We start from the raw sequence: 24,893 nt of genomic DNA, 5'->3' as shown, positions 1-24,893 counted from the left end.
GTCCGAGTCTAGAACGAGCCGGCCCGCCCGACGGCGACGATTCGAACTGCGGCCACTCCCAGCTCCGCCGACTCGGCGAGATCGACGCGCGCAGTGATTCCCCAGTCGTGATTGCCCTCGGGGTCGTCGAGGATCTGGCGAACCTCCCAGTGGTCGGGCTTCTCGGTGATGACGAGAAGCCCGGGGCCACGGGCATCCGGACCCGTTCCGATCGTGTCGTATTCGTCGAAGTAGTCGTCCAAGGCGCTCGCCCAGGCCTCTGCGTCGAAGCCTGCAGCGGCGTCGAGTTCGCCGAGGGTGTCCCAGTCCTCGCGTGCAGCTAGCTGAACGCGCCGGAACAACTCGTTGCGCACGAGGACACGGAACGCCCGCGGATTGCTCAGGATGGACGGAGGAGCTGGCGGGACGATGGGTGCGTCTCCCGCCGCGGTATCGACGCCAGCGATCATCGCCTCCCACTCGTCAACCAGACTCGAATCGACCTGGCGCACGAGCTCACCGAGCCATTCGATGAGGTCGCGCAGCTGCTCGGTTTTCGCGTCATCCGGGATCGTCTGCCGGGTTGCTCGATACGCGTCGGACAGATAGCGCAGCACAAGTCCTTCGCTTCGAGCGAGACCGTAGTAGCCGACGTAGTCCGCGAAGGTCATGGCGCGCTCGTACATGTCCCGAACGACGGACTTGGGGCTGAGCGCGAAGTCGCCGATCCACGGCTGGCTCGCCGAATAGGTCTCGAACGCCGCATCGAGCAGCTCTTCGAGGGGCTTCGGCCACGTGACCGATTCGAGGAGCTCCATTCGTTCGTCGTACTCGATGCCCTCGGCCTTCATCGCCGCAACGGCCTCGCCGCGCGCGAGGAACTGCTGCTGGGAGAGGATGGGGCGCGGATCGTCGAGTGTCGCCTCCAAGACGGAAATCATGTCGAGCGCGTAGCCCGGCGACTCGGGATCCAGCAACTCGAACACCGCCAAGGCGAACGGCGACAGGGGCTGGTTGAGCGCAAAATTCGCTTGAAGGTCCACCGTGAGCGAAATGCGGCCTTCCTCCCCCTGGACGACCACACCAGCGGTTCGCAGGGTGCGATAGATCGCGAGGGCGCGTCGAGCGAGTGCGTACTGGGATGCTCGCGACTCATGGCTCGAGAAGATGAGGTCGCGCATATCCTCGAAGGCGTTGCCGCCGCGCGCAATCACGTTGAGGATCATCGAATGACTCACGACCATGTGCGACGTGAGCGTCTCCGGCGGCGCGGCGATCATGCGCTCGAAACTGTTCGCGCTCCACGAGACGAAGCCCTCCGGAGGTTTCTTCCGCACGATCTTGCGCATTTTTTTCGGATCGTCGCCGGCTTTGGCCACCGACTTCGCGTTCTCGGCCTCGTGCTCGGGGGCGAGGGCCACAACGGTGCCCGCGGTGTCATAGCCGGCGCGACCGGCGCGACCGGCGATCTGGTGGAACTCCCTCGCACTCAATTGGCGCATCTTGGTTCCGTCGAACTTGGTGAGCGCGGTCAAAAGAACCGTGCGGATGGGCACGTTGATGCCGACCCCGAGGGTGTCGGTGCCGCAGATCACCCGGAGGTGACCGTGCTGCGCGAGTTGCTCGACAAGCCGACGGTACTTGGGCAGCATTCCCGCGTGGTGTACACCGATACCGCTGCGCACCAGACGACTCAACGTCTGGCCGAACACCGTCGTGAATCGGAAATCGCCGATGGCCGCCGCGATCTCGTCGCGCTGCTCACGGCTGATGACCTTGATGCTCGTCATCGCCTGCGCGCGTTCGAGCGCCGCGGCCTGAGAGAAATGCACGATATAGATCGGTGACAGGTGGTCCCGCAACAACTCCTCGACCGTTTCGTGCGCCGTTGCGATCGCGTAATCGAAGTGCAGGGGAACCGGTCGGTCGACGCCGGTGATGAGACTCGTCTCGCGGCCGGTGCGAGCGGAGAGATCATCCGCGATCTCACTCATGTCACCGAGCGTCGCCGACATGAGCAAAAACTGCGCTTGCGGGAGCGTAAGGAGCGGCACCTGCCACGCCCACCCGCGCTCGGGGTCGCCGTAGTAGTGGAACTCGTCCATGACGACCTGCTGCACGGGAGCCGCATCGCCATGACGCAGGGCCAGGTTCGCGAGGATCTCCGCCGTGCAGCAGATGATGGGCGCATCCGCGTTCACCGAGCTGTCGCCCGTGACCATACCAACGTTCTCGGGGCCGAAGATCTCGACCAGCGCGAAGAACTTCTCGCTCACGAGAGCCTTGATGGGTGCCGTGTAGTACGTGCGCTGGCCCTGAGCGAGCGCGACAAAGTGGGCCGCGATCGCAACCATCGACTTACCGGTTCCCGTCGGAGTGCTGAGCACAACGTTGTTGCCGGAGACCAGGTCGACGAGCGCCTCCTCCTGAGCGGGGTAGAGGTCGAGACCGCGCGACTCGCGAGCCCAGTCGACAAACGCCTCCCACGCCGCATCCGGATCCCACGGGTCAGGGGCGAGATCGAGGAGGCGGGGCACCACTCAACCGTAGCCGTCGGGTGGCCTCGCGCCACGATTCCGTCCTTCCGCAAGGCCCGTCGCTGACCGAGAGGCCGTTCCTCGCTAGTAGGGCGTATAGGAGGCGAGTACCAGGAACGCCACCACGCCGAGGATGAGTCCACCGAGGACAAGACCACAGAGTGCAACGCTGATGGCGATCGCAATTTTTCCCCAGGGTGGAGTCTCACGTCGACGCGAGAGGACACCCAGCACAATCCCCCCGATTCCCGGCACGGCGACCCAGAATGTTCCGCCCGCGACTGCTAGCGGGACGGTCAAGGGGAACATCGACGGGTGGAAGCCGACGGCACTGACTAGCAACACCGTGCGAATGATCAGAACGATCCACCCCAAGCTCCCAAGAATGATTCCACCTAATCCCAAGCTGCGAGATGTGATGCGCGATTCGGTCACCCCTCGAATCTAGAATCTGAATGACGCACGCGTCGTGCTCTCTCCACAGACCGTTGGTCAGCCAGTCGCCCGCCGGACGATACCGTCGCGTGTAGCCGTCGGGTGGCCTCGCGCCGCGACGTAGAATCTCGTGTGCCCTCCGAGACCCCTGAGCCCGCCCCGGTGATCGCCCCAGACGACCTTGCGACGACACTGCGAGTACTCGAGTCCATGGCGGAACTCGAAGAAGAGCATCCCGACTTCATCACCGTTCGCCGCGCGACCGCGCGAATGTTCAAAGCCGTCAAGAAGGCACGACGGCTCGAGCTGCGCGCACAGATCGCCGAAGCCGACCGCGCGGTCGTGGCGGCCACAGCGACCGGCGCACCGGACCGTATCGACGATGAAACACGCGGCATTCCGATCTCCACCCGAACCACCGCGCCGACGGCCGGGAGCCTCATCAAGGCACGCGCCTGCTACATCTGCAAACAGCCGTACACGCTCGTCGACGCCTTCTACCACCAGCTGTGCCCCGACTGCGCGATGCTCAATCACGCCAAGCGGGATGCCCGCACCGACCTCACCGGTAGGCGTGCACTACTCACGGGCGGCCGGGCCAAGATCGGCATGTACATCGCGCTGCGGCTGCTGCGCGATGGCGCCCACACGACGATCACGACACGATTCCCGCGTGACGCCGTGCGCCGCTTCACGTCCCTTCCCGATTCCGCGGAGTGGATTGACCGCCTGCGTATCGTCGGCATCGACCTGCGCGACCCCGCCCAGGTCATCGGCCTCGCCGACTCGGTGGCCGCCCACGGGCCGCTTGACATCATCATCAACAACGCGACCCAGACCGTACGCCGCTCCCCCGGCGCGTATCAACCGCTCGTCGACGCAGAGCTCGCGCCGTTGCCCGACGGTCCGTTGCCCGAGATCGAGACGTTCGGCCACACCAACGACGCGCATCCGCTCGCGCTCCAGCAGTCGGTGACGTCGCATCCGATCCTCGCCGCGGCCGCCGCTCGAGCTGAGGAGCTGACGGAACAGGCCATGGCGGCAGGCTCGAGTTCACTCGAGCGTCTCGCTGCCGGCACCGCCATCGACGCGGGTGGGTTGATCCCCGACGTCGACGACATCAACTCCTGGACACAGAGGGTCGACCAGGTCGACCCTCTCGAGCTCCTGGAGGTGCAGCTGGCGAACTCCACCGCCCCCTTCATCCTCATCTCCCGGTTGCGCCCCGCGATGGCGGCATCGTCCGCTCGCCGCAAGTACGTGGTGAACGTGAGCGCGATGGAGGGTGTGTTCAATCGCGGTTACAAGGGTCCGGGGCATCCGCACACCAACATGGCCAAGGCCGCGGTCAACATGCTCACGCGCACGAGCGCACGAGAGATGTTCGAGACCGACGGCATCCTCATGACGAGCGTCGACACGGGATGGATCACCGACGAGCGACCGCATCCCACGAAGATCCGGCTCGCCGAAGAGGGATTCCATGCTCCGCTCGACCTCGTCGACGGCGCGGCTCGCGTCTACGATCCCGTCGTGCGCGGTGAGGCCGGCGAGGACCTCTTCGGTGTCTTCCTCAAGGATTACCGACCGGGTCAGTGGTGAGCGAGGCTTTCCCGTACTCCGCGGGCACACGGGTGGTCGTCCGCCATCGACTCGACGACGGTCGCGCTTCGGACGCGCTCGGATGGGTGCACGTCTCCGACTCGACACACTGCGTGATCGCGACCAAGCGCGGCCTCGAAACCATCGCCATCGCGGACATCATCGCGATGAAGGAAGTCCCGCCGCCTCCGCCGCCGCGACACACCGCATGATGGCGTCCCCATACGATGGAGAGGTGCCGCGTGAGACCTCGAAGCATCCTCTTCGCGCCCTCATCGCCATCGCCACCTACAATCGCGCTGCAGAACTCGAGGCACTTCTCTCGTCTCTCGACCCGCAAGCAGCCGCACTCGGAGCTGATGTTGTCGTCGTCGACAACGACGCCGCGGGGTCGGCACGCTCCATCGCCGAGGCATCTCCTGTCGTCACTCGCTACGTGATCGAACCGGAGCCCGGCATTGCGCAGGCCCGCAACCGAGGTCTCGACGAGTTCGACGAGCGCTACGACGTGATCATCTTCGTCGACGACGACGAAATCGCCCACACCGATTGGTTGCAGCAGCATCTGGATTACCTGCAGTCGTCCGGGTCCGACATCACCCTGGGCGCCGTGTACACCGAGATTCCGGATGACGCCCCCCGGTGGTTGCGCGAAGGTGGCTACCTCCAGCGGGGCATCCCGCCAACGGGCACCGTGTGCCCGAGCGCGGCGACAAACAACACGTGTGTGCGTCGCACAGCGTGGATCGCCGCCGGCTCTCCCCGGTTCAACCCCGCCTTCTCGGCAACGGGCGGCAGTGACACCGATTTTTTCCAGAAGCTGACGGAACGTGGGCTGCTCATCCGCTTCGTCGCCGAGGCGATCGTGGACGAGCCGACACCCGCGACCCGCTTGACGCGCCGGTGGGTCGCTCGGCGGATGACACGCAACGGTGTTGTCGCCGGCCGTGTGATGGCCGAACGCGAGGGCCGTCGTGCCGTGGTCCGCTACGGCTTCGGGGAGGTGCGCCGGGGTGTGCGCTTCGTCGCTAGCGATCTGCGGCATCGCCGCCCGATCAGCGCGACCTCGTCCCGCACGCTGCTCATGGGTGTTGGCGAGCTCTACTCCGTGCTGGGCGGGCGCATCTACGAGTACAAAAGGGCCAAGTAGCCCTACGTCCCCTTCGCTACCATGACCTGATGGGGCTCAGTCGGGTAGACGATCGGATCTACCGTGCCGCTCTGGACCTCTTGCGCACTCGCGGCCCACACGCCGTGAGCATGGAATCTGTCGCGGTGGCCTCCGGCGTCGCGAAGACGACTCTGTACCGACGTTTCGACAACCGCGAAGCACTGCTCTCGGCCGCCGTCGCGAGCGCGTCGATACCCATTTCGTTGCCAGCCGATCTGGACGCACAACAGACTTTGCGCTGGACCCTGCGCCATTCACGCGACGCCATCGAGAACGTGATCGGACGGGGAACTCTCGCCGCGATGATGTCGGCTAACGATCCCGATCAGAGCGCGTCGCTCCTCGGTATCGCACGCACGAGCATCGAGCCACTACGTGCCGGGCTCCACACGCTCGTTGAACGCGGCGAGTTGCGCTCCGACCTCGACGTGGAGCTGACCCTCACGATCCTCATGGGAGCGGTCATCTCGGAACTCATCCGTGGACGACCGACCGACGACGACTGGGTCGAGCGTGTGCTCGACCTGCTCTGGCCGGGGCTTGCGCCGCGTCAGTAGCCCGCGCCGATGATCTTTCCGGGATTGAGGTTGCTACCGGGGTCGGCACCGCCGAAGAGTGCACCCATGACGGCGACACCCTCGGGCGAAATGTCCTCCTCGAGCCATGGGGAGTGCTCCCGACCGACACCGTGGTGGTGGGAGATGGTTCCGCCGTTGTCGACGAAGGCCTGCTGGATCGCCTTCTTGACGACGTCGTACTCGCCCAGCGGGTCGTCCCCGAACACGAAGGCGAACGTGAAGTAGAGGCACGCACCGGAGTGATACGAGTGCGACATGTGCGACATGATCCAGCCCTTGATGCCGAGCTGGTTGTATGCCGCCTGGGCTGCCGCGATCGTGTTGTCGTGCACCTGGATGAGCTTCGACCACGGTGCCGCGGTTTCGGACACGTCGCCGGCCGCTCCCCGATCGAGGAGGAAATCCCGCAGGTACGGCGTATCGAACTTCTTCTGGTCGTAGAGGATGCCGGGGCCGGTGCCAACCCCCATGCCGCCGTGCTTCTTCACGATCGAATCAACGAGCTTCTTCTGGCGCTTCGCGTGAGGGACCGAGCCCTCGTAGCCGATGAACGAGAGACAGATCTTCTCGAGGTCCCATCCCTTCGACCGCATGAGACCCGGCAGCACGGTACCCGCAAGGAACTTGTCGAAACCCTTACGGTCCTTACTTGTCGCGAGAGAGAAACCGGTCTCTGGTGCATCGGAGATACGGGTAATGGAAGGCGCGGCATCCGATTCTGAGATGTCCTGCATGGCACGGATGCCCGCCTCGAAGGTCGGGAAGAAGTACGCGTACACGTCCCGCTTGGCGGGCTTACGGTGCACCTGAACGGTGACCTCGGTGATCACGCCGAGACGACCCTCGCTGCCGAGAATCATCTCGCGAATACTCGGTCCGCTCGACGTGCTGGGAAGCGGTCGCAGCACGAGCACACCGCCCGGACGCACAACACGAAGGCCGCGGGTGATGTCGGCGATGTCGCCGTACTTGTCGGACTGCATTCCAGAGGACCGCGTCGCGACCCACCCACCGAGTGTCGAGTGGGTAAAGCTGTCGGGGAAGTGGCCGATCGTCCAACCGCGAGCGTTGAGCTGCTCCTCCAGGTCCGGTCCCTGAGCGCCGGCCTGGATGCGTGCAAGTCCGGAATCGGCGTCGATCTCGATCAGTCTGTCTAGCCGGCCGAGGTCGAGTGAGATGACGACACGCGACTCCCCCGCCCGTGGCTCGAGGCTCCCGGCGATGTTGCTTCCTCCGCCGAACGGGATGATGACGGCATCCGCCGCGACGGCTGCGTCGACGACGGCCTGAACTTCCTTCTCGTCAGCCGGATACACCACGATGTCGGGCGCGCGCTCGATCGAGTTGGCGCGGATTCTCACCAAGTCGCGCAAGCTCTTCCCGTAGGTGTGGATGACCCGAACGAGGTCATCCGTCGTGGCGTACTCCTCGCCCACGATCGACACGAGAGACGTGCGCAACGCCTCCCCGATGGTGCTCGCCGGGACAGTCAGTTCGTCGAAGGCAGGCTCCTCGACCGGTGTCGCCGTCGCGAGATCCAGACCGACGGCGTTCAGCACGAAGGGTGCAAAACCCGGCTTGTCCTCGTGATGGAATCCGACGCCATCGCGCCCCCAGCCCCACCACTTCATGTGCTTGACCGCGGTCATGTACGTCCTTCCTTGGCGTGCTGCCGAACGGGCATCGGCAGCACTGATTCGTGCAAGTCGCGAACCTCGGCTGCGAGGCGTCGCGAGAAGTCTTCTGTGCTCTCGCCCTCGCGGGCGATCATGGGCTCTCCGATGACGACGGAGACGGGCATCCGGCCCCGCTTTGGCCAGTTCACGCCACGGGGCATGGCGGCACTCGCCCCGACGAGGGCGACGGGCACACACGGTGCACCACTGGCGATGGACAGCGCGGCGGCGCCGGGCTTGAAGCGACCCATCTCGCCGTGACGCGATCGGCCACCCTCCGGGAAGAGCAGGAGCGGGACCTTCCGCTCGAGGAGGGAGCGCGATGCACCGGAACGTTTGCCCTCGGAATTGCGCTCCACCGCGAACGCATTAAAAAACAGTGTTGTGAGCCACTTACGCCAGGCGACGTCGAAGAAGTAATCGGCGGCAGCCCCGGCCGCGAGGTAACGAGCGTGGCGACGAGGAAGGGCACCGAGCACGAGCGGCGCATCGAGATGACTCGAGTGATTCGCAATAACGATGAACGGGGCATCCAGGGCCGCGATGCGGTCTCGACCGACCACATCCACACTTACGAGCGACCAGACCAAAGGTTTGAGGAGCCCGCGTTGAGCGACAAACCGCACCGCCGCCATCGACCTCGAGGTGAATCTGTCCCGTGTCATACTGCATCTCCATCCGCTGTCACAGGATGTTCGGAGCTCGGCGTCGATTGGGCTGGCTCGCGACGTCGTGCGCTGATCTTTCCCGAAATCCACCGCACCGTGCGTCGCGGCAGGTAGCGCGCAAACCACCCGAGCACTCGGTACCGAACTGTGGGTATGGAGACGATTCGACCACGCTCGGCGTCGCGCAGTGCGCTCGTGACAACCGCCTCCGGCGTCGTCCACAGCCAGTCGGGGATGGAACTCGTTCGCACTCCAGCGCGGGAATGCCATTCGGTCGAAACCCACCCGGGCAGGAGCGCCGTCACGCGGACGCCCGAGCCCTTGAGTTCCACCGCAAGACTCTGGGTGAAGGACGTGACCCAGGCTTTGATCGCCGAGTACGAGCCCGTCGTGAGCTGGCTCTGCAGGCTCGAGACGTTGAGGATCGTCCCCCGGCCGCGCCCCGACATCGTGCGCGCGGCGGCCGCCGACAAGACGAGGACCGCGCGAACCATGACGTCCACACCGTGCTCGTGCACCGAGGTGTCGAGGGTAGCCAGAGGCGTGTGGATGCCGAAACCTGCGTTGTTCACAACGAAGTCGATCTCGCGGTCCGGGTCGGCGATGATCGCCGCCACACGGGCGAGGTCCTCGCGATCCGCCAGATCCGCCCGCACCGTCTCCACGGATATGCCGGCTGCGGCATGTAGTTCGCCTTGTGCGACATCCAGTCGTTCTCTGTCCCGTGCCACAAGCACGAGATCGAATCCTCGCGTAGCCAACTGGCGGGCGAACTCGGCTCCGATCCCGGAAGTTCCGCCCGTCACGAGAGCCGTTGCCATGGTGGATACCTTACGCTACGGCCCCCGTAGCGTAAGGCGGATAGACTGGCGCATGCTCGCCAAGACTGCCGGAGGAATGACGGATGCGTGAACTGCCGGAGACCTCTATCGAGTCCGGTCGCGACGCCGCCTACCCGGCCCCCGACTTCGACGTTCGGGAGTTCGCCCGCACAGCCCACGGAAGCTTCCGAAGCGACCTGGAATTGGGCCTGTTCCGCGAGGCTCCCCTCTCCTCGGACACGCTTCGCGCGCTGGCCTATCTCCAGGTGATCGAGCGAGCGACGATGACACACCTCCGCAGTGTGCTCGTGACGGCGACCCACAAGGACGCTCGCATCACAGCGTTCCTCGTCACGTGGGCGTACGAGAAGTACTGGATCGCCGACGCCCTGCAGCAGATTCTCCTGGCTCATCAGCCAGAGGGAGCCACGTCGGACGCCGTCTTCCGGACACCGGTTGAGCGCACAATCCGCGAGTCCATTGTCGCGAACATCATCGGCGTTCCCATGATCGCCGTGCATATGAGCCTCGGCACCGTCGACGAGTGGCTCACCCAGACCGCGTACGCAAGGCTGAGCGCGGTCGAGAACCGACCGGAACTGACCGTCGTCACCGACCAGTTTCGGCAGGTCAAGGCTCGACAGCTCGAATTTTTCGAGGCACAAGCGCGCTTCCGGCTCACCGAGTCGCCTCGCGCTCGCTCCCTCACCCGCCGACGGCTTGCCAAGACACCGTGGCCAATCGGCGCGAAGGCCGAGCCAGAAGCCGAAACTCGCTTCTTCTTCGACTACCTCTTCGACTCCCGCGAGGTTGTCGACGACCTCGACTCCCGCATCGATTCGCTGCCCGGTCAATCCGGACTCGGCCTGATCCGAAAGGCCACCCGACGGTGACCTCACCCATTCTCACCAACGAGCACGTGTTCCTCACGGGCGGCACTGGCTTCGTGGGGCAAGCCATCCTCGAACGACTTCTGTCGTCGCATCCGGGCACACGAATCTCCGTTCTCGTGCGCGGGAAGGGCAGCCAGACCGCGCAGGCTCGCCTGGAGAACCTCCTCCGCAAGCCCGTATTCCGACGCTGGATGGATGAGGTCGGCGAGGAAGAAGCTCGTCGCCAGTTCGCGGATCGGGTGAGAGTGGTCGACGGAAGCCTCAGCAACGTCGGCGCACTTCCCTCAGACCTCGACGTCGTCATTCACAGCGCGTCCACCGTGTCATTCGATCCGCCGATCGACGAGGCATTCGACACCAATGTCGGCGGAGCACACGGCGTGTACGGAGCCCTCCTCGCGAGCGGCAGCGACCCGCATGTCGTACACATCTCGACGGCCTACGTCGGCGGGATCCGCAAGGGCATCGTGCCCGAGGCATCGCTGACTCACGAGGTCGACTGGCGCGCCGAATACGACGCCGCGCGCTCGGCCCGTGAACGCGTGGAACTCGAATCGCGTAAGCCGGAGGCACTGCGCCGACACCTTGCCGTCGCCAAGGCACGTCACGGCAAGACCGGACCGCAGGCCGTCGCTCAGTTCGCGGAGGCCGCTCGCGCCGACTGGGTGCGAGAACGGCTAGTCGACTTCGGGCGCACCAGGGCGGAGAGCCTTGGATGGACCGACGTCTACACACTCACGAAGGCCTTCGCCGAGCGTGCGGCCGAGGAATTGTGGTCGGATGCCGGCCACCGCCTGTCGATCGTCAGGCCCTCGATCATCGAGAGCGCCCTCCGTCACCCGTACCCCGGTTGGATAGACGGTTTCAAGGTCGCCGACCCGCTCATCATCGCCTACGGCCGCGGTCAACTGCCCGACTTCCCCGGTCTCCCCGACTCGGTGCTCGACATCATCCCGGTCGACTTTGTCGTCAACGCGACCCTCGCGGTCGCCGCCCGACCCGCAGTCCCGAAGGAACCCAAGTACTTCCAGGTTGTCTCGGGCAAATCGAACCCGCTCCCGTTCCACCAGATGTACGAGAACGTGCACACCTACTTCACCACCAACCCGCTGCCCGACGAGAAGGGCGACATCGCGGTGCCACGCTGGCGCTTCCCCGGTGGACACAAGGTCGAGCGTGCCCTCGTCAGGCGAGAGCGTCAGGCCGAACGCGCCGAACGTGTCATCGAACGACTGCCATCCACACCTCGCACCCGACGCTGGCTCGACACCGTGACGAAGGGGCAACACGGCCTCAGCCAGCTCCGCGCATTCACCGAGCTCTACCGCGCGTACGTGCAGACCGAGATCATCTTCGACGACACGAACACCCGAGCCCTATTGCACTCGCTTCCCGAGGAGACGCAGAAGTCCGAAGGTTTCGACGTCACCGAGCTCGATTGGCCCACCTACTTTCAGACCATTCACTTCCCCGCCGTGACGACTCTCACACGCGCCTTCGGTAAACGACCCGCGGCGCGTGAGAAAGCGGTAAGGGCCCTTCCGGTCCGAGACGACGTGGTTGCCATCTTCGACCTCGAGGGCACGGTGCTGGACTCGAACCTCGTCGAGCAGTACCTCCAGCTCTGGTCCAACACCGTGCCACGCAAGCGCTTCGCACACGATCTCGCGAACTTCGCCTTCTCGCTCAGGAAGTACTGGAAGGCCGAACGCCGCGACCGCGGTGAGTTCATCCGCACCTTCATGCGCCGCTACCAGGGCTTCAAAGTTGCCGAGATACGCCGTGAAGTCGACGGGCGATTCGGGCGAGCGATGCTTCGACACTCGCTTCCCGAGGCGCTTCAGAGAGTGCAGGAGCATCGGGATGCCGGCCACCGCACAATTCTCGTGACGGGGACCATCGACCTCATGGTCGAGCCATTCGTTCCCTACTTTGACGAGGTCGTAGCGGGCCGGATGCACGAGCGCGACGGAAAACTGACCGGGTTCCTCGCTGACCCGCCGCTCGTCGACGAGGCCAGGGCTGCGTGGCTTCGTCACTACGCGGCACAGAACAACATCGACTTGAGCCAGTCCTACGGGTACGGCGACAGCCACGCAGACCTCGTGTGGCTGCAGTTGCTCGGGCATCCGAGCGCGGTCAATCCGGACATCCGGCTCTATCGTCATGCGCGAGAGAAGCACTGGAGCGTGCTTGACTGGAGGCGCGGGGCTGGACCAATCCCGGCCGCCCCCCGCACCGAACTACCCGAGCAAGCCACGATCGCGGAAGGAGCGGGTCGGGCGTCTTAACCGACCGCGTGCAGCCATGGCATTCGATATCGACAAGTACACCGAGACCTCGGTCAGCGTCGCCTGGAAGGATCTCGACTTCGACGAGTTCGAGACCAATCCGCTGCCGCCCGAGACCCTCGCAACATTGCGGTACATGTGCGACGTCGAGTACCACACCGTCTGCTACCTCCGCGATCTCCTCGTCACCCCGTCGCACAAGGAGGCGGATGTCTCCGCGTTCATGACGATGTGGAATCGCGAGGAATTCTGGCATGGCGAAGCTCTCGCCGCGGTGCTCGCCAAGCACGGCGTCACCGTGGACTTCGACCAACTCAAGGCGACACGACTGAAGCTCGGTTGGAAGGATCGCCTCGATCCGATCAAGCAGTCGTTGCTTGGAAACATCGTCGGCAAAGACTTCATCGCGGTTCACATGATCTGGGGCGCTGCCAACGAGTGGTCTGCGGTTGCGGCCTACAACCGCCTCGCCGAACTGCAGCAGCACCCCGTGCTCGCCGAGCTCCTTCGCCGCATCGCCAAGCAGGAAGCACGACACGTCGCGTTTTATGCGACGCAGGCCCGTGAGCGACTCGCCAAAAGCAAAAAGGCGCAGGTCATCGCGCGCTTCGCGCTCAAGAACGCGTGGGGACCGGTCGGCTCGAGCATCATGGAACCGGACGACGTCACCCACGTCATGGGGCATCTCTTCGCCGGTGAGGAGGGTCTGCGAGAGATCCGCAAGCTCGATGAGCACATTTCCCGGATGCCGGGCCTCGACGGCCTCACCATCGTGGAAACCTCGATGAAGAAGTACGGCGTCGCAGCCTAAATTCGCTCAGCGCCGCAGTTCGATAAGCACAACCCACGCGTTGAGGACCGTGCCAACAAAGCCGAGGACGATACCGGCCACCACCCAGTAGAGGCCCGCTGCATCCCCGGTCACGAGAACAACACCGCCGACCACCATCGCAAGCGTGGGAATCACGAGAACGGCGCTCTTCGCAAGAGGAGACGACACCTTGTCTCGAACGAGCCGCACGGCCGACTCGAGGGGAAGGACGGTACCCGCCAACGCGATGACGAGGATGACCCACCCTGTGGCCGACACAGAAAGGCCCGGGATGAGAGCGACAATCGAGATGAGAGTTGCGAGGACCAGGACCGAAATCGTCGCCCCCGCTCGGCTCGGCATAGACGGACTCGCCACGATCACGTCGACGTTGACCGACATGGCGACGATGATGAGTCCCGCAAGGGCCGCAGACGCTCCGGCCGCCGCGACGAAGAGTTCGCTCCAGTCGGAGATATCCATGTCGCCAGACTAGCGACAGGCCCGGATTAGTCGAACAACTCGCTGAGCCAGTTGTCCTTCTTCTTGCGGTAGGGCTGCTGTTGCTGCGGGTAGCCGGAGTTCGGATATCCGGGCGCCGTCTGAGGGTAGGGCGCGCGTGTGGCTGGGGCGCTCGCTCCGGCCCTGTCGATGATCTTGTCGAGCTCGCCGCGATCCAGCCACACTCCGCGGCACTCGGGGCAGTAGTCGATCTCGACCCCACTGCGCTCGCTCATGGTCAGGGTCGTGTTGTCGTTCGGGCATTTCATGCCTCCATGATGCCGATGAGCCCTTGGAACATTCTGGAAACACTCTCGCTGCTAGCGTGGTGCCGTGAGCGTACGGATTGAACGCGTCGACCTTCCCGGAATCGGGATGCGCAACGACGTCATCACGGCCAGCGGCCGGCGAGTAGCCGTCGTCTCCCACCGCACGGGCGAGAGAGATCTCGCGTTCTTCGACGCCGATGACCCCGACGCGAGCACCGACTCGATCCCCCTCACGGATGATGAGGCCGCTGCTCTTGCCGAGATCCTGGGGTCGTCCATCCAACTCTCGCGCCTCAGCACGCTCAGCGATCACGCGGTCGGCCTGTACACGGACGAGATCACGCTCCCGACGGGTTCGGGATTCGTGGGCAGGCCCATGGGTGATACGAAGGCGCGAACCCTCACGAGCTCGTCGATCGTCGCGATCCTTCGCGGAAGCCAGGTCATCGCCTCCCCCGGCCCCGACGCCGTCTTCGAACACGGCGACGTGATCGTCGCCGTGGGTACCCGCAAGGGTCTCGACCGTCTCGCCAAGCTCATCGACCGCGGCCCGAGTTAGCGGGCGCGATGCACGAGACGACTGTCCTGCTCATCGAGGTCGGAGCACTCCTCCTCATCCTCAGCATCGTCGGTCGGATCGCGCTGCGCTTCGGCATCTCGCCGATTCCCCTCTATCTCTTGGCCGGGCTTGCCGTCGGACACGGCGGGATCATTCCGTTGCGCGCGAGCGAGGAGTTCTTCGAGGTCGGAGCGCAAATCGGCGTCATCCTGCTGCTCGCCATGCTGGGGCTGGAGTACTCTCCGCGAGAACTGGTCTCGAGTCTCAAACAGTCTCGTGTTGCGGGAATCTACGACGGTCTGCTGAACGCAATCCCGGGAGCGCTCTTCGCGTTTCTCCTCGGGTGGGACTGGCTCGCCGCGGTCGCGTTGGCCGGGATCACGTGGGTGTCGTCGTCGGGTGTCATCGCCAAGGTGCTGCGCGATCTCGGGAGACTCGGTAACCGTGAGACACCGGTCATCCTGTCCACCCTCGTCATCGAAGACCTCGCGATGGCGTTCTACCTCCCCATACTCTCCGCTCTGCTCATCGGAACGGGCCTGCTTCAGGGATCGATCACCGTGGCCATCGCCGTGGGGGTTGTCGCCGTCATCCTGTTTATTGCCCTGCGTTTCGGTAAGCAGCTCTCACGGCTCTTCCCCGCCGCCAATCCGGAGCCTCTCCTGCTCGGCGTTCTCGGACTCACCATGCTCGTGGCGGGACTAGCCGAGCAGGTGAGCGTCTCCGCCGCCGTCGGCGCCTTCCTCGTCGGAATCGCGATCTCCGGACAGGTCGCACACAACGCCACTATTGTGCTCGCGCCCCTGCGCGATCTTTTCGCGACCGTGTTTTTCGTCTTCTTCGGGCTCACGACAAGCCCAGCATCCATCGTGCCTGTACTCGTTCCCGCGCTGTTGCTCGCAGTACTCACAATGGGCACCAAGCTTGCGAGCGGATATCTCTCCGCACGCCGAGCGGGCATCGGCGTGCCCGGTCGTTGGAGAACAGGGCTCTCACTCGCCCCCCGCGGCGAGTTCTCCCTCGTTATCGCGGGGCTCGCCGTCGCGGCAGGAGTCGAGCCCACCATCGCACCCCTCGCTACCGCCTACGTGCTCATCACGATCATCGCTGGGCCACTCTTGGCAAGGATTCCCGACACTGCGCTCTTCAAAGCGGAGGTACGGCGCCGCAGACTCGTCGCCGAAGCGAAACAGGCCGCCGCTATAACCTAGGCGTCGCCTATCGGCAGGTCGGGAAGACCACCCATTCGCCGCAGGACCGCGTCGAGAAGCGTGCCCTCCGCGGCAGGAATGACGTGATGGTTGAGGTAGATACCGGAGAGCCACTCGAGCACCTCCGCCTCGGGCAACCCGATCTCGGTCCAATCCACGCCAGGGAGAGCTCGCGTCACCGGTTCCTCGGTGCCAGAGTCGAGCCACGCTTCGGCAATGGCGCGGTCGGGCTCCGTGCCCTCGTGGCCCCAGTAGAGCGCAATTCGGTGGCCATCACCGTCGATGTGATCGTTCGAGACCACGCCGGCACCCAGCCACGGCAAGGTCATCAGCTCGCCCTGAACTTCCACCTCGATGAGGTCCAACTGGACCGGCTCGTCGACTTCGCACACGTAGAGGTCGAAGCCGGCCTCGTGCCACGCAGCCGCTTCACTGATGTCGTCCAACAGGTCCGGGATCAACTCCTGGAAGTCTCGCAAGAGCACGGCGCCCCATGTCACCAGGAGAGCCGAATCGGCTTCCGGCCATGGGCTCGTGTCGGTCTCCTCGCCCGCAGCGGTGTGGAAGTGTGAATCCAACACCCCGGCGCGCAGCTCGGCGTGAAGTCCGCCGTCGGGAAAGTCAACGAAAAGGGAGCTGATGCCATCTTCTGGCTCCCAGTCGGCGAACAGCTGAGGCTCGGCAAAACGTGCGGGAAGCGGGAGCGCGGCGGCTCGCTTCGCTCCCAAATGAAACACCGCCTTGAGACGCGTGTTGGGCAATCGCAAACTCAGGTCGGTCACCGCCCAACTGTATCCGAGTAGGCGACCGTCTCGGTGGCATCACCCGTTGATGGGATGATCGCTGTGTGTCAGACCCTGCCGTCTATCCCGAGCGAGAGCTCCAGGCGCTCGTGGATCGACTTCGCTCCCTCCACGAAGCCGCTGGGCGCCGCGTCACGGTCGGCATCGCCGGAAGCCCGGGATCCGGCAAAACGACCCTGGCCAGCGCGCTGACAAGCCTCCTCGGCGCGAGCGCGGCACACCTCCCGATGGACGGATTCCATCTCGCTAACGCAACGCTCGATCGTTTGGGTCGGCGCGACCGTAAGGGAGCAATCGATACGTTCGACGGTTGGGGATTTGTGGCGCTCCTCGAGCGGGTGCGGCACGAGACAGGCAACCCGATCTTCGCTCCGAGCTTCGAGCGGACCGTGGACGAGCCGGTCGCCGGCGAGATCATGATCCCGCCCGAGGCCGAGATCGTGGTGGTTGAAGGCAACTACCTCCTTGTGCCCGAGCATCCGTGGCTCCGCGGTCGCGAGGCGATGGATGAGGCGTGGTTCTGCTCCACCGACGAGCGAGAACGAGAGCGACGACTCGTGGAACGCCACATCCGCTCGGGACGTTCGCTCGACGCAGCGATCGCGTGGGCTCGCGACGTCGATGGCGCCAATGCACGGCTCATCGAGCCGACCCGCGCCTATGCCGACCTCGTGGTCTCAGGACTCACCGGAGACATCACCCACGGCTTGTAGTGTCGGTCAGCCCGTCGGACGCGTCGACTCCCGAACGATGAGCCTCGTAGGGAGCGGTGTGCTCTCGGCGATCGTGTCTGGCTCCTCGATGGCGATGAGGACCTTCTGCATGATGAGCGCCCCGAGCGACGCAAAATCCTGTCTCACGGTGGTCAGCGGCGGCATAAAAAACGCCGCCTCCGGAACGTCATCAAAACCGACAACGCTGACATCCTCCGGCACCCGCAGGCCGCGCTCCGCCAACGCCGAGATGACGCCGAGCGCCATGTAGTCGTTCGCGACGAACACGGCGCTACCGGCGCTGATGTCGGACATCCGCCGTCCGATCTCGAAGCCGCTCTGGGCTGACCAATCCCCATGGATGACCTCGGGAACAACGAGGCGGCTCGCGGACATCTCGTCGCGCCACCCCCGCACTCGTTCGATCGAGTCGGGTGCCTGCTCCGGGCCACCGACGTGGAATACACGATCGTGACCGAGCTCGACGAGGTGTCGCACGGCCGCGCGCGCACCACGGTACTGGTCGATGGAAATGATCGACGGGCTGTGTCGGGACGAGGCGGCCACAATGACGATGGGAATACCGAGGTCCAACTCCAGGACGACATCGAGAACGGCGATGTCCGCGACGACGAGGACGATGGCATCCACCCTCTGACGCAAGAGCGACTCGATGATCGCGCGAACGCCCGACGGGTCGGAATCGAGAGAACTCACCGTGTCGACGCTGAAGCGGGCCGCTCGAGCGGCGACGTTGAAATTCACGGCGGTCGAGGTCGGCCCGTACTCATAGGTACCCGGGGTGATGAGACCGATCGTGCGGGTGCGTTTGGTGACGAGTGCGCGAGCAGCTGGCGACGGGCTGTACCGCAACTGTGCGATCGCCTGCTCAACCCGCTCGCGCGTTGCGGGGCGCACACTCGGAATGTTGTTGAGAACACGCGACACCGTCTGATGGGAGACCCCCGCCAGTCGCGCGACATCAAAAATGTTCGCGGCCCTGGTCGACTTCTCGTCGGAACCGGGCCGCTTGCTCTCACTCGTCGTCATCTGGTGCGGCAATCATCGCCATGAGCGACTCGACGGACAGGTCCTCGCTGGGAACGGTGGCAAGAGCCCGACCCCCTCTGAGTAGCGTGATGCGCGAGGACACCCTCAAAACCTCCTCGAGTTCGGCCGAAATGAAGATGACCGACATTCCATTCTCAGCCAACTCCGAGACCAATCGTTGCACCTCCACCTTCGCTCCGATGTCGATGCCTCGAGTCGGCTCGTCGAGCGCCAAAATCCGAGGAGCCAGCGCGAGCAATCTCGCCAGAAGAACCTTCTGTTGGTTGCCGCCCGAAAGGTTGCCGGCGAGTTGCTCGGTCGATGCCGGGCGGATGCCGAGCGCCTCGATCCAGCTCGCCGCCAGTTCACGCTGCCGCGATGCTCGCATTCGCCGGAAGATGCCACGCTGGGCTTGGAGAGCCAACGTGATGTTCTCGCGCACGGTCAGTTGGCTGATGATGCCCTCGGCTTTGCGATCCTCGGAAGCGTAGGTGAGTCCGAAACCGATGGCGCGTCGGGGATTGCGGGGTGAGATCACCACTCCGTCGAGCGAGATGGTGCCGGCATCCGGTCTGTCGATTCCCGTGATCGCCCTGGCGAGCTCCGAGCGTCCCGAACCGAGGAGACCAGCGAGACCGAGAACCTCTCCCTCGGCGAGAACGACGTCCACGTCCGAGAGTCGATTGCCCGAGCTCATACCTCGGGCCTCCAGCATGGCCGAGACCTGTGTCGCTGGCGCCTCCGTATGCCGACGCACGACCACGTCGTCGGACGCGCGGCCCAACATCTTCTGGACGAGGTCGATCCGGAGGAGCTCGGTTGTGAGGTACTCACCGACGAGTTTGCCGTTGCGCAGCACGGTGATTCGATCGCAGATCTCGTACACCTGATCGAGGAAGTGCGAGATGAAGAGAATCGCAACACCCCGCTCTTTGAGTTCTCGGATGACACGGAAGAGTTCTGCGACCTCGTCGAGATCGAGACTGGATGTTGGCTCGTCGAGGATGAGCACCTTGACGTCCGTCGAGATCGCCCGGGCGATAGCCACGAGTTGCTGAATCGCCAATGAGTGCGTGGACAGGGCGGATGCCGGATCAATATCGAGGCCGAGGCCCGCAAGCACCTCGCCCGTTGACCGGCGCATTGCCTTCCAGTCGATAGTCCCCCACCGGGTGCGCGGTTCCCTGCCGAGCATGACGTTTTCGGCAACACTCAAATTGGGAAGGAGATCGATCTCCTGATAGACGGTGCCGATGCCCGCACTCTGCGCCTCTGCGGGGGTCGGGAAGTCGACCCGCTCCCCCTCGAGCGAGATCTGACCCTCGTCGAAATGCAACGCCCCCGTGATGCCCTTGATGAGCGTGGATTTTCCCGCGCCATTCTCACCCATGAGCGAGTGGACCTCACCGGGGAACATCCGAAAATCGACGCCATCGAGCGCTGTCTCGGCACGGAAGCGAACCGTCGCTCCCGCCACCTCCACGATGGGGCGGCTCTGGGTCATGGTGACTATCATGCCCCCCGAAACGGCGTGCGCGAACCGACGCGCACGCTACCGGCGACTGGAACGGCTGACGATCACACGCTGAACGACAACAAAGAGCAGCAGCAGGGCCCCGATCGTGATTCGAGTCCACGACTGATCCGCGCCGAGGAACGAGATCCCCGTCTTGATGGTTCCGTAGACGAGGACGCCGATCATCGAGCCGAGCACATAGCCGCTACCGCCGGTCAGGAGGGTTCCACCGATGACAACGGCGGCGATCGTGTCGAGTTCGGTGCCGATTCCGTTGAGCGGGTAGGACGCACCCGTATACGCCGTGAAGACGACACCGGCGAGACCGGCACACACGCCGCTGATCACGTAGGCGAGAAGCTTGGTGCGCACGACAGGGAGTCCCATCAGGCGAGCCGACTGCTCGTTACCGCCGATCGCGTAGATGGTGCGACCGAAACGTGTGTAGGCGAGGAGCAGCGCACCAACGAGCACCACGAGCAACGCGATGATGCCGGTCGGGGTGATGAACCAGCTCCCCGGCTCCGCTTGGATTCGTGTGCTTTGCAGCCACAGGATCGCGGGCTCCTCGACACGAATCGACGACAGACTCACCATGAACGCAAGACCGCGAGCCGCGAACATCGCCGCTAACGACGCGATGAACGGCTGGACATCGAAGTATTGGATGAGAATTCCGACGGCGAGACCCATGCCGGCGCCGAGCAGCAGCATGACAGGGATGACAATGCCGACGGGCAGCCCGTCGCGCAACAGGCTCGCACCGAGCATCCCCGTGAACGCCATGACAGCACCGACCGACAGGTCGATACCGCCGGTGAGAATCACGAACGTCATGCCCACGGCGAGGATCAGCAGGTAGGCGTTGTCGAGAAGGAGCGACGAGATCACACGTGGTGTGAGGAAGTTACCGAAGTACGCCTGGGCGCCCAGGAACATCGCCACGAGGATGACGATCGCCGCAAAAACCGGGATCCATGAAACGTGCCTGCTGAGGAAGCGCTGCGCGACCGCAACAGCCGTCGGCTTGGACTGGACGGGAGTCTGGATGCTCATCGGGCCACCTCCGTGGAGTTCTCGGTCGGTCGGGGACGCAACGAACGCCATCCGCGCTGTACCGCTCCGCGGAGACGGGGCGACTGCACGAGCACAACGATGACGACAACGATCGCAAGGAACAGCGGGCTGACCGCGGGCGGAACCCCGAGGAAGGTGATCGTCGACTTGAGGGTCTGGATGGTGAAGACACCGACAACCGTTCCCGCGAGGCTGAACTTGCCACCCATGAGGGAGGTTCCACCGAGCACCACGGCGAGGATTGCGTCAAGCTCGATGTAGAGACCTGCGGCATTGGCATCCGCCGCCATGATGTTGGAGCTGTACAGGATGCCCGCGAGTCCCGCGAGCAGTCCGCTTGCCGCATACGCGCCCCAGATGATGCCGCGAGAGCGGACGCCGGCGAGACGACTGGCTTCGGGGTTGATACCCACCGCCTCGGTGAGCACCCCGAGGGCCGTGCGGCGTTCGGCCAGTGCCACCACAATGACGGCCGCGATCGACACGTAGAACGCGAACGGCAATCCGATCACGTAGCCCTGCGCCATAAATCGGTAGGGCTCGCTCGTGATCGTGGTGATGAACCCGCCCGTGATGAGGAGGGCGACACCGCGCCCCGCGAGCATGAGCACGAGGGTCGCGATGATCGGTTGGATACCGACTACCGCGACGAGGAATCCGTTCCAGGCGCCGAGCACGAGGGCGACGAGAACGCCAGCGACGATTGCGACGAGCACAGTCCCGAGACCGTTCGGGTCTGGTGAGCCTTGGATGATCGTGAGCGCGACCGCTCCTGATACGGCCATGATCGCGCCAACGGAAAGGTCGATGCCACGCGTGGCGATAACGATCGTCATACCGAGCGCCACGAGCATGAGCGGCGCACTGTTGCGAAGGATGTCGATGAGCGGGCCGTAGAGCTGACCACCCTGGATCGTGACACTCACGAAGGACGGCCGAGCGATCGTGTTGACCACGATGAGCGTCAGGAGTGCGACGATCGGCCAGAACAGCCGATGTTTAATGACGGTTCTCATGCCACGTTCTCCGGACTCTCGTGGTGTTCTTCGGCGATGAAGTCGATGAGGTCGTCGACCTCGAGGTCGTGCGAACTCAACTCGCCGATCTTATGACGATCACGCATCACGACGACGCGTTGGGCGATGCGCACCACCTCCTCCAGCTCGGAGGAGATGAAAACAACGGAAAGCCCCTGGGCGGCCAGTTCGTTGACCTTGCGCTGAATGTCGGCTTTGGCTCCGATGTCGATTCCGCGGGTCGGTTCGTCCAGGATGATGAGCTGCGGAGCGGTGGCGAGCCACCGCGCGAGGAGCACCTTCTGCTGGTTGCCGCCCGAGAGGTCACGGACCAATCGGTGAGGATTCGGAGGCCTCACGTCGAGAGCGGCAATGTACTCGTCGACGACTGCTGCCTGCTCGGCACCGCGGATCTTGCGGAGCCAACCACGCTTGGCCTGAATGCCGAGCACGATGTTCTCGGCGACGGTGAGATCGCCGATGATGCCCTCCGAGCGCCGGTTCTCCGACGAGAAAGCGATGCGGCGGTCAATGGCATTGCGCGGGTTGGTGATCTTGGCGGCCCGTCCACGCACCTCGACGTTTCCGCTTTCGGGGCGATCGGCACCGTACATGAGACGAACGAGTTCGGTGCGACCCGAGCCGAGGAGCCCGGCGATGCCGACCACCTCGCCGTCGAAGACGTCGATGTCGGCCGGCTCCAGCACACCCTTCCGCCCCAGGTCGGTGGCGCGGTACACGGGCGCTGAGCTCCGGTCGATGGGTCGGTCAGCAGCTCGCGACAGGGCGTCGAGCTCATCGAGCACACGACCGATCATGTGGGAGATGAGTTCACCACGAGGCAGGTCGGCCGCAAGGAACTCACCCACGAGCGTCCCGTTGCGCAGAACGGTCAATCGGTCGGAGATCTCGTACACCTGGTCGAGGAAGTGCGAGACAAAAAGAATGGCGACGCCGTTGTCGCGAAGACGACGGATGACGGCGAAAAGTTGCTCGACTTCGCTGCGGTCGAGGCTCGAGGTCGGCTCGTCGAGCACGAGCACGATGGAGTCGGTGACCATGGAGCGGCTGATAGCGACCAACTGCTGGACGGCGATCGAATGGCTCGAGAGCATCGAACGTGTATCGATGGTCAGGCCGAGGCTCTCGAGGTGACGTGCAGCCTCCCGGTGGGTGGCTTTCCAGTCGATGGCGCCGAACCGTCGCACCTCGTGGCCGAGCATGACGTTCTCACCCACGGTCAGGTTGGTGCACAGGTTGACCTCTTGGTACACCGTCGAAATGCCCGCCGCTTGTGCGTCTGCCGATCCCTTGAAGTCGCGAACCTGGCCGGCGACGGTGATCGTGCCGCCGTTGATGGTGTACACGCCGGTGAGCGCCTTGATGAGGGTGGACTTGCCAGCCCCGTTCTCCCCCATGAGGGTGTGAACCTCGCCCGGTCGCAAGACGAAATCGACATTGTCGAGGGCCTTGACGCCGGGGAACTCGATGGTGATTCCCCTCATCTCCACGACGGGAGCGGGGGCGGTTGGTTCCGCGGGCATGCGCAATCTTCCTCAGGTGTGAACGACGGTGGCGTGGCAGTCAGGTGGTGGATGCACCGGGGCCGACCCTTCAAGTGGGCCCCGGTGCATCCGGGTTCGTCTTTCGACTACCGCCTAGTAGGGGCGGGTGGGGAGGAGCTCGATGGCGTCCTCCTGGGTGAACGCACCGTCAGGAACGATCTCCGACTTCGGAACTTCCTCGCCGTCGAGAACCTTCTTGACGAGCTCCGCGACCTTCGGGCCGAGGATCGGGTTGCACTCGACGATGAAGTTGAACTCGCCGTCAGCGAGCGCCTGCATGCCGTCCTTGACCGCATCGATCGTGACGATCTTGATGTCCTGGCCGGGAACGAGGCCAGCGGCCTTGATCGCGTCGAGAGCACCGAGGCCCATGTCGTCGTTGTGCGCGAACAGCATGTTGATCTCGGAGCCGTACTTCTGGAGGAAGCCCTCCATGACCTTCTTGCCGCCGTCGCGGGTGAAGTCACCCGTCTGCGAGTCGAGGACGTTGATGGACGAGCCGTCGATCGCCTCGCCGAAACCGGTAGCGCGGTCAAGCGCGGCCGACGAACCGGTCGTGCCTTCGAGAATCACGAGGTTGGCACCGGCGTCGCCGGCTTCCTCAACGGCCCACTCACCAGCGGTGCGGCCTTCCTGCTCGAAGTCGAGACCGACCCAGCTCGCGTAGAGGTCTTCGCTCGCCGAGACCGTGCGGTCTTCGAGGATGACCGGAATGCCGGCATCCTGAGCTTCCTTGAGCACGTCGTCCCAGCCGTCGACCGTGATGGGCGCGATCACGATCGCGTCGACGCCCTGGTTGATGAAGCTGCGGACTGCTGCGATCTGCGCTTCCTGCTTGTTGTCTGCGGCGTTGAAGATGAGCTCGAAGCCGTTCTCCTCCGAGAACGCCTCCTGCATCGACTCCGTGTTGGCTGCACGCCAACCGCTCTCAGAACCGGTCTGTGCGAAACCGACGGTGATCAGTTCGTCACCGCCACCGGCGCCGGAGCCGCCGCTAGGGGCACAACCCGTCAGTGCGAGTGCAAATGCACCCGCGATGGCAAGACCACCGAGGACCTTCTTCTTCATACCCAAAACCTCCTTGTTCGGGCCCGACCGAGGTCGGGTTCTTGGTGTGAGGACCTGCCTGATCGAAATGACTTCGTCGGCAT

The 24,893-nt window shown here is 64.4% G+C and carries 24 protein-coding genes; 10 read left to right on the top strand and 14 right to left on the bottom strand.

The features are described 5' to 3' along the window. Positions 1–8 precede the first annotated feature (8 nt). Positions 9–2,516, bottom strand: coding sequence for a DEAD/DEAH box helicase (locus LH407_RS13310; protein WP_322133500.1), 2,508 nt, complete (start codon positions 2,514–2,516; stop codon positions 9–11). Between the two features lie 84 nt (positions 2,517–2,600). Continuing rightward, positions 2,601–2,891, bottom strand: coding sequence for a hypothetical protein (locus tag LH407_RS13305; protein WP_322133501.1), 291 nt, complete (start codon positions 2,889–2,891; stop codon positions 2,601–2,603). Between the two features lie 192 nt (positions 2,892–3,083). Here LH407_RS13305 and LH407_RS13300 point away from each other — a divergent pair, with 192 nt between their 5' ends. From LH407_RS13300 to LH407_RS13285, 4 genes are read left to right on the top strand one after another with little or no spacing between them, the layout of a single operon-like run. Beyond that, the gene (locus tag LH407_RS13300; protein ID WP_322133502.1) at positions 3,084–4,553 is read left to right on the top strand and encodes an SDR family NAD(P)-dependent oxidoreductase; all 1,470 of its coding nucleotides are present in this window, start codon (positions 3,084–3,086) and stop codon (positions 4,551–4,553) included. Then, the gene (locus LH407_RS13295) at positions 4,550–4,765 is read left to right on the top strand and encodes a putative acetyltransferase (protein ID WP_322133503.1); all 216 of its coding nucleotides are present in this window, start codon (positions 4,550–4,552) and stop codon (positions 4,763–4,765) included. Before LH407_RS13300 ends, LH407_RS13295 begins: the two co-directional genes overlap by 4 nt. A 23-nt stretch (positions 4,766–4,788) precedes the next feature. Further along, on the top strand, positions 4,789–5,703 hold the full coding sequence (locus tag LH407_RS13290) for a glycosyltransferase family 2 protein (RefSeq protein WP_322133504.1): 915 nt from the start codon (positions 4,789–4,791) through the stop codon (positions 5,701–5,703). Positions 5,704–5,732: 29 nt separating this feature from the next. Next, positions 5,733–6,281 carry a TetR/AcrR family transcriptional regulator gene (locus LH407_RS13285; RefSeq protein ID WP_322133505.1) on the top strand — a complete coding sequence of 183 codons (549 nt, stop codon included), beginning with the start codon at positions 5,733–5,735 and terminating at the stop codon, positions 6,279–6,281. Here LH407_RS13285 and LH407_RS13280 read toward each other — a convergent pair. The 3 genes from LH407_RS13280 to LH407_RS13270 are packed head-to-tail and all read right to left on the bottom strand — an operon-like array spanning position 6,275 to position 9,467. Beyond that, the gene (locus LH407_RS13280) at positions 6,275–7,951 is read right to left on the bottom strand and encodes an FAD-binding oxidoreductase (protein ID WP_322133506.1); all 1,677 of its coding nucleotides are present in this window, start codon (positions 7,949–7,951) and stop codon (positions 6,275–6,277) included. The genes LH407_RS13285 and LH407_RS13280 overlap by 7 nt on opposite strands. After that, positions 7,948–8,643: a lysophospholipid acyltransferase family protein gene (locus LH407_RS13275; protein WP_322133507.1), complete on the bottom strand. Its 696-nt coding sequence runs from the start codon at positions 8,641–8,643 to the stop codon at positions 7,948–7,950. The genes LH407_RS13280 and LH407_RS13275 overlap by 4 nt, the downstream gene beginning before the upstream one ends. Continuing rightward, complete coding sequence (locus tag LH407_RS13270) at positions 8,640–9,467, bottom strand: SDR family NAD(P)-dependent oxidoreductase (protein WP_322133508.1); 828 nt, start codon at positions 9,465–9,467, stop codon at positions 8,640–8,642. Before LH407_RS13270 ends, LH407_RS13275 begins: the two co-directional genes overlap by 4 nt. Before the next feature lie 83 nt (positions 9,468–9,550). On the opposite strand from LH407_RS13270, the gene LH407_RS13265 reads away from it, so the two are divergent. From LH407_RS13265 to LH407_RS13255, 3 genes are read left to right on the top strand one after another with little or no spacing between them, the layout of a single operon-like run. Beyond that, complete coding sequence (locus LH407_RS13265) at positions 9,551–10,360, top strand: hypothetical protein (protein WP_322133509.1); 810 nt, start codon at positions 9,551–9,553, stop codon at positions 10,358–10,360. After that, positions 10,357–12,651: an SDR family oxidoreductase gene (locus tag LH407_RS13260; protein ID WP_322133510.1), complete on the top strand. Its 2,295-nt coding sequence runs from the start codon at positions 10,357–10,359 to the stop codon at positions 12,649–12,651. Before LH407_RS13265 ends, LH407_RS13260 begins: the two co-directional genes overlap by 4 nt. A 16-nt stretch (positions 12,652–12,667) precedes the next feature. Next, positions 12,668–13,462 (top strand): ferritin-like domain-containing protein, encoded by a 795-nt coding sequence (locus LH407_RS13255; protein ID WP_322133511.1) that lies wholly within the window; start codon positions 12,668–12,670, stop codon positions 13,460–13,462. Positions 13,463–13,468: 6 nt separating this feature from the next. Here LH407_RS13255 and LH407_RS13250 read toward each other — a convergent pair whose 3' ends face one another. Together LH407_RS13250 and LH407_RS13245 are read right to left on the bottom strand one after the other, a co-directional pair. Further along, positions 13,469–13,945, bottom strand: coding sequence for a hypothetical protein (locus LH407_RS13250; RefSeq protein ID WP_322133512.1), 477 nt, complete (start codon positions 13,943–13,945; stop codon positions 13,469–13,471). 26 nt (positions 13,946–13,971) lie between these two features. Beyond that, positions 13,972–14,232 (bottom strand): TFIIB-type zinc ribbon-containing protein, encoded by a 261-nt coding sequence (locus tag LH407_RS13245; RefSeq protein ID WP_322133513.1) that lies wholly within the window; start codon positions 14,230–14,232, stop codon positions 13,972–13,974. A gap of 64 nt (positions 14,233–14,296) precedes the next feature. Here LH407_RS13245 and LH407_RS13240 point away from each other — a divergent pair, with 64 nt between their 5' ends. Together LH407_RS13240 and LH407_RS13235 are read left to right on the top strand one after the other, a co-directional pair. Then, complete coding sequence (locus LH407_RS13240; protein WP_322133514.1) at positions 14,297–14,791, top strand: cation:proton antiporter regulatory subunit; 495 nt, start codon at positions 14,297–14,299, stop codon at positions 14,789–14,791. 8 nt (positions 14,792–14,799) lie between these two features. After that, entirely contained in the window at positions 14,800–16,002 is a 1,203-nt protein-coding gene (locus LH407_RS13235; protein ID WP_322133515.1) for a cation:proton antiporter, read from the top strand. On the opposite strand, the gene LH407_RS13230 is transcribed toward LH407_RS13235, so the two are convergent. Further along, on the bottom strand, positions 15,999–16,784 hold the full coding sequence (locus LH407_RS13230; RefSeq protein ID WP_322133516.1) for a hypothetical protein: 786 nt from the start codon (positions 16,782–16,784) through the stop codon (positions 15,999–16,001). The two genes, LH407_RS13235 and LH407_RS13230, sit on opposite strands and share 4 nt — an antisense overlap. A gap of 65 nt (positions 16,785–16,849) precedes the next feature. On the opposite strand from LH407_RS13230, the gene LH407_RS13225 reads away from it, so the two are divergent. After that, positions 16,850–17,518 carry a nucleoside/nucleotide kinase family protein gene (locus tag LH407_RS13225; protein ID WP_322133517.1) on the top strand — a complete coding sequence of 223 codons (669 nt, stop codon included), beginning with the start codon at positions 16,850–16,852 and terminating at the stop codon, positions 17,516–17,518. Between the two features lie 6 nt (positions 17,519–17,524). Here the strand turns inward: LH407_RS13225 and LH407_RS13220 are convergent, their stop codons facing one another. The 6 genes from LH407_RS13220 to LH407_RS13195 all read right to left on the bottom strand — a co-directional run bounded on the left by LH407_RS13220 (position 17,525) and on the right by LH407_RS13195 (position 24,810). After that, positions 17,525–18,568, bottom strand: a complete 1,044-nt coding sequence (locus LH407_RS13220; protein ID WP_322133518.1) for a LacI family DNA-binding transcriptional regulator — start codon at positions 18,566–18,568, stop codon at positions 17,525–17,527. Continuing rightward, a complete protein-coding gene (locus LH407_RS13215) occupies positions 18,555–20,072 on the bottom strand; it encodes a sugar ABC transporter ATP-binding protein (protein WP_322133519.1) in 1,518 nt (505 codons plus the stop codon). Before LH407_RS13215 ends, LH407_RS13220 begins: the two co-directional genes overlap by 14 nt. A gap of 48 nt (positions 20,073–20,120) precedes the next feature. Continuing rightward, positions 20,121–21,140 carry an ABC transporter permease subunit gene (locus tag LH407_RS13210; RefSeq protein ID WP_322133520.1) on the bottom strand — a complete coding sequence of 340 codons (1,020 nt, stop codon included), beginning with the start codon at positions 21,138–21,140 and terminating at the stop codon, positions 20,121–20,123. Further along, on the bottom strand, positions 21,137–22,177 hold the full coding sequence (locus LH407_RS13205; RefSeq protein ID WP_322133521.1) for an ABC transporter permease: 1,041 nt from the start codon (positions 22,175–22,177) through the stop codon (positions 21,137–21,139). Before LH407_RS13205 ends, LH407_RS13210 begins: the two co-directional genes overlap by 4 nt. Further along, entirely contained in the window at positions 22,174–23,721 is a 1,548-nt protein-coding gene (locus LH407_RS13200) for a sugar ABC transporter ATP-binding protein (RefSeq protein WP_322133522.1), read from the bottom strand. The genes LH407_RS13205 and LH407_RS13200 overlap by 4 nt, the downstream gene beginning before the upstream one ends. Before the next feature lie 114 nt (positions 23,722–23,835). Continuing rightward, positions 23,836–24,810 (bottom strand): ABC transporter substrate-binding protein, encoded by a 975-nt coding sequence (locus LH407_RS13195; protein WP_322133523.1) that lies wholly within the window; start codon positions 24,808–24,810, stop codon positions 23,836–23,838. Positions 24,811–24,893: the final 83 nt, after the last annotated feature.

This window comes from Antiquaquibacter oligotrophicus (assembly GCF_020535405.1).
Classification (GTDB): domain Bacteria; phylum Actinomycetota; class Actinomycetes; order Actinomycetales; family Microbacteriaceae; genus Rhodoglobus; species Rhodoglobus oligotrophicus.
This window is presented reverse-complemented; position numbering and strand designations above follow the sequence as displayed.

What these genes read in the sequence shown, in the direction of transcription:
- LH407_RS13285 (WP_322133505.1), top strand. Translation starts at nt 5,733, where the DNA reads ATGGGGCTCAGTCGGGTAGACGATCGGATCTACCGTGCCGCTCTGGAC.
- LH407_RS13270 (WP_322133508.1), bottom strand. Translation starts at nt 9,467, where the DNA reads ATGGCAACGGCTCTCGTGACGGGCGGAACTTCCGGGATCGGAGCCGAG.
- LH407_RS13220 (WP_322133518.1), bottom strand. Translation starts at nt 18,568, where the DNA reads ATGACGACGAGTGAGAGCAAGCGGCCCGGTTCCGACGAGAAGTCGACC.
- LH407_RS13265 (WP_322133509.1), top strand. Translation starts at nt 9,551, where the DNA reads ATGCGTGAACTGCCGGAGACCTCTATCGAGTCCGGTCGCGACGCCGCC.
- LH407_RS13195 (WP_322133523.1), bottom strand. Translation starts at nt 24,810, where the DNA reads ATGAAGAAGAAGGTCCTCGGTGGTCTTGCCATCGCGGGTGCATTTGCA.
- LH407_RS13250 (WP_322133512.1), bottom strand. Translation starts at nt 13,945, where the DNA reads ATGGATATCTCCGACTGGAGCGAACTCTTCGTCGCGGCGGCCGGAGCG.
- LH407_RS13215 (WP_322133519.1), bottom strand. Translation starts at nt 20,072, where the DNA reads ATGACCCAGAGCCGCCCCATCGTGGAGGTGGCGGGAGCGACGGTTCGC.
- LH407_RS13210 (WP_322133520.1), bottom strand. Translation starts at nt 21,140, where the DNA reads ATGAGCATCCAGACTCCCGTCCAGTCCAAGCCGACGGCTGTTGCGGTC.
- LH407_RS13275 (WP_322133507.1), bottom strand. Translation starts at nt 8,643, where the DNA reads ATGACACGGGACAGATTCACCTCGAGGTCGATGGCGGCGGTGCGGTTT.
- LH407_RS13280 (WP_322133506.1), bottom strand. Translation starts at nt 7,951, where the DNA reads ATGACCGCGGTCAAGCACATGAAGTGGTGGGGCTGGGGGCGCGATGGC.
- LH407_RS13205 (WP_322133521.1), bottom strand. Translation starts at nt 22,177, where the DNA reads ATGAGAACCGTCATTAAACATCGGCTGTTCTGGCCGATCGTCGCACTC.
- LH407_RS13255 (WP_322133511.1), top strand. Translation starts at nt 12,668, where the DNA reads ATGGCATTCGATATCGACAAGTACACCGAGACCTCGGTCAGCGTCGCC.
- LH407_RS13245 (WP_322133513.1), bottom strand. Translation starts at nt 14,232, where the DNA reads ATGAAATGCCCGAACGACAACACGACCCTGACCATGAGCGAGCGCAGT.
- LH407_RS13200 (WP_322133522.1), bottom strand. Translation starts at nt 23,721, where the DNA reads ATGCCCGCGGAACCAACCGCCCCCGCTCCCGTCGTGGAGATGAGGGGA.
- LH407_RS13235 (WP_322133515.1), top strand. Translation starts at nt 14,800, where the DNA reads ATGCACGAGACGACTGTCCTGCTCATCGAGGTCGGAGCACTCCTCCTC.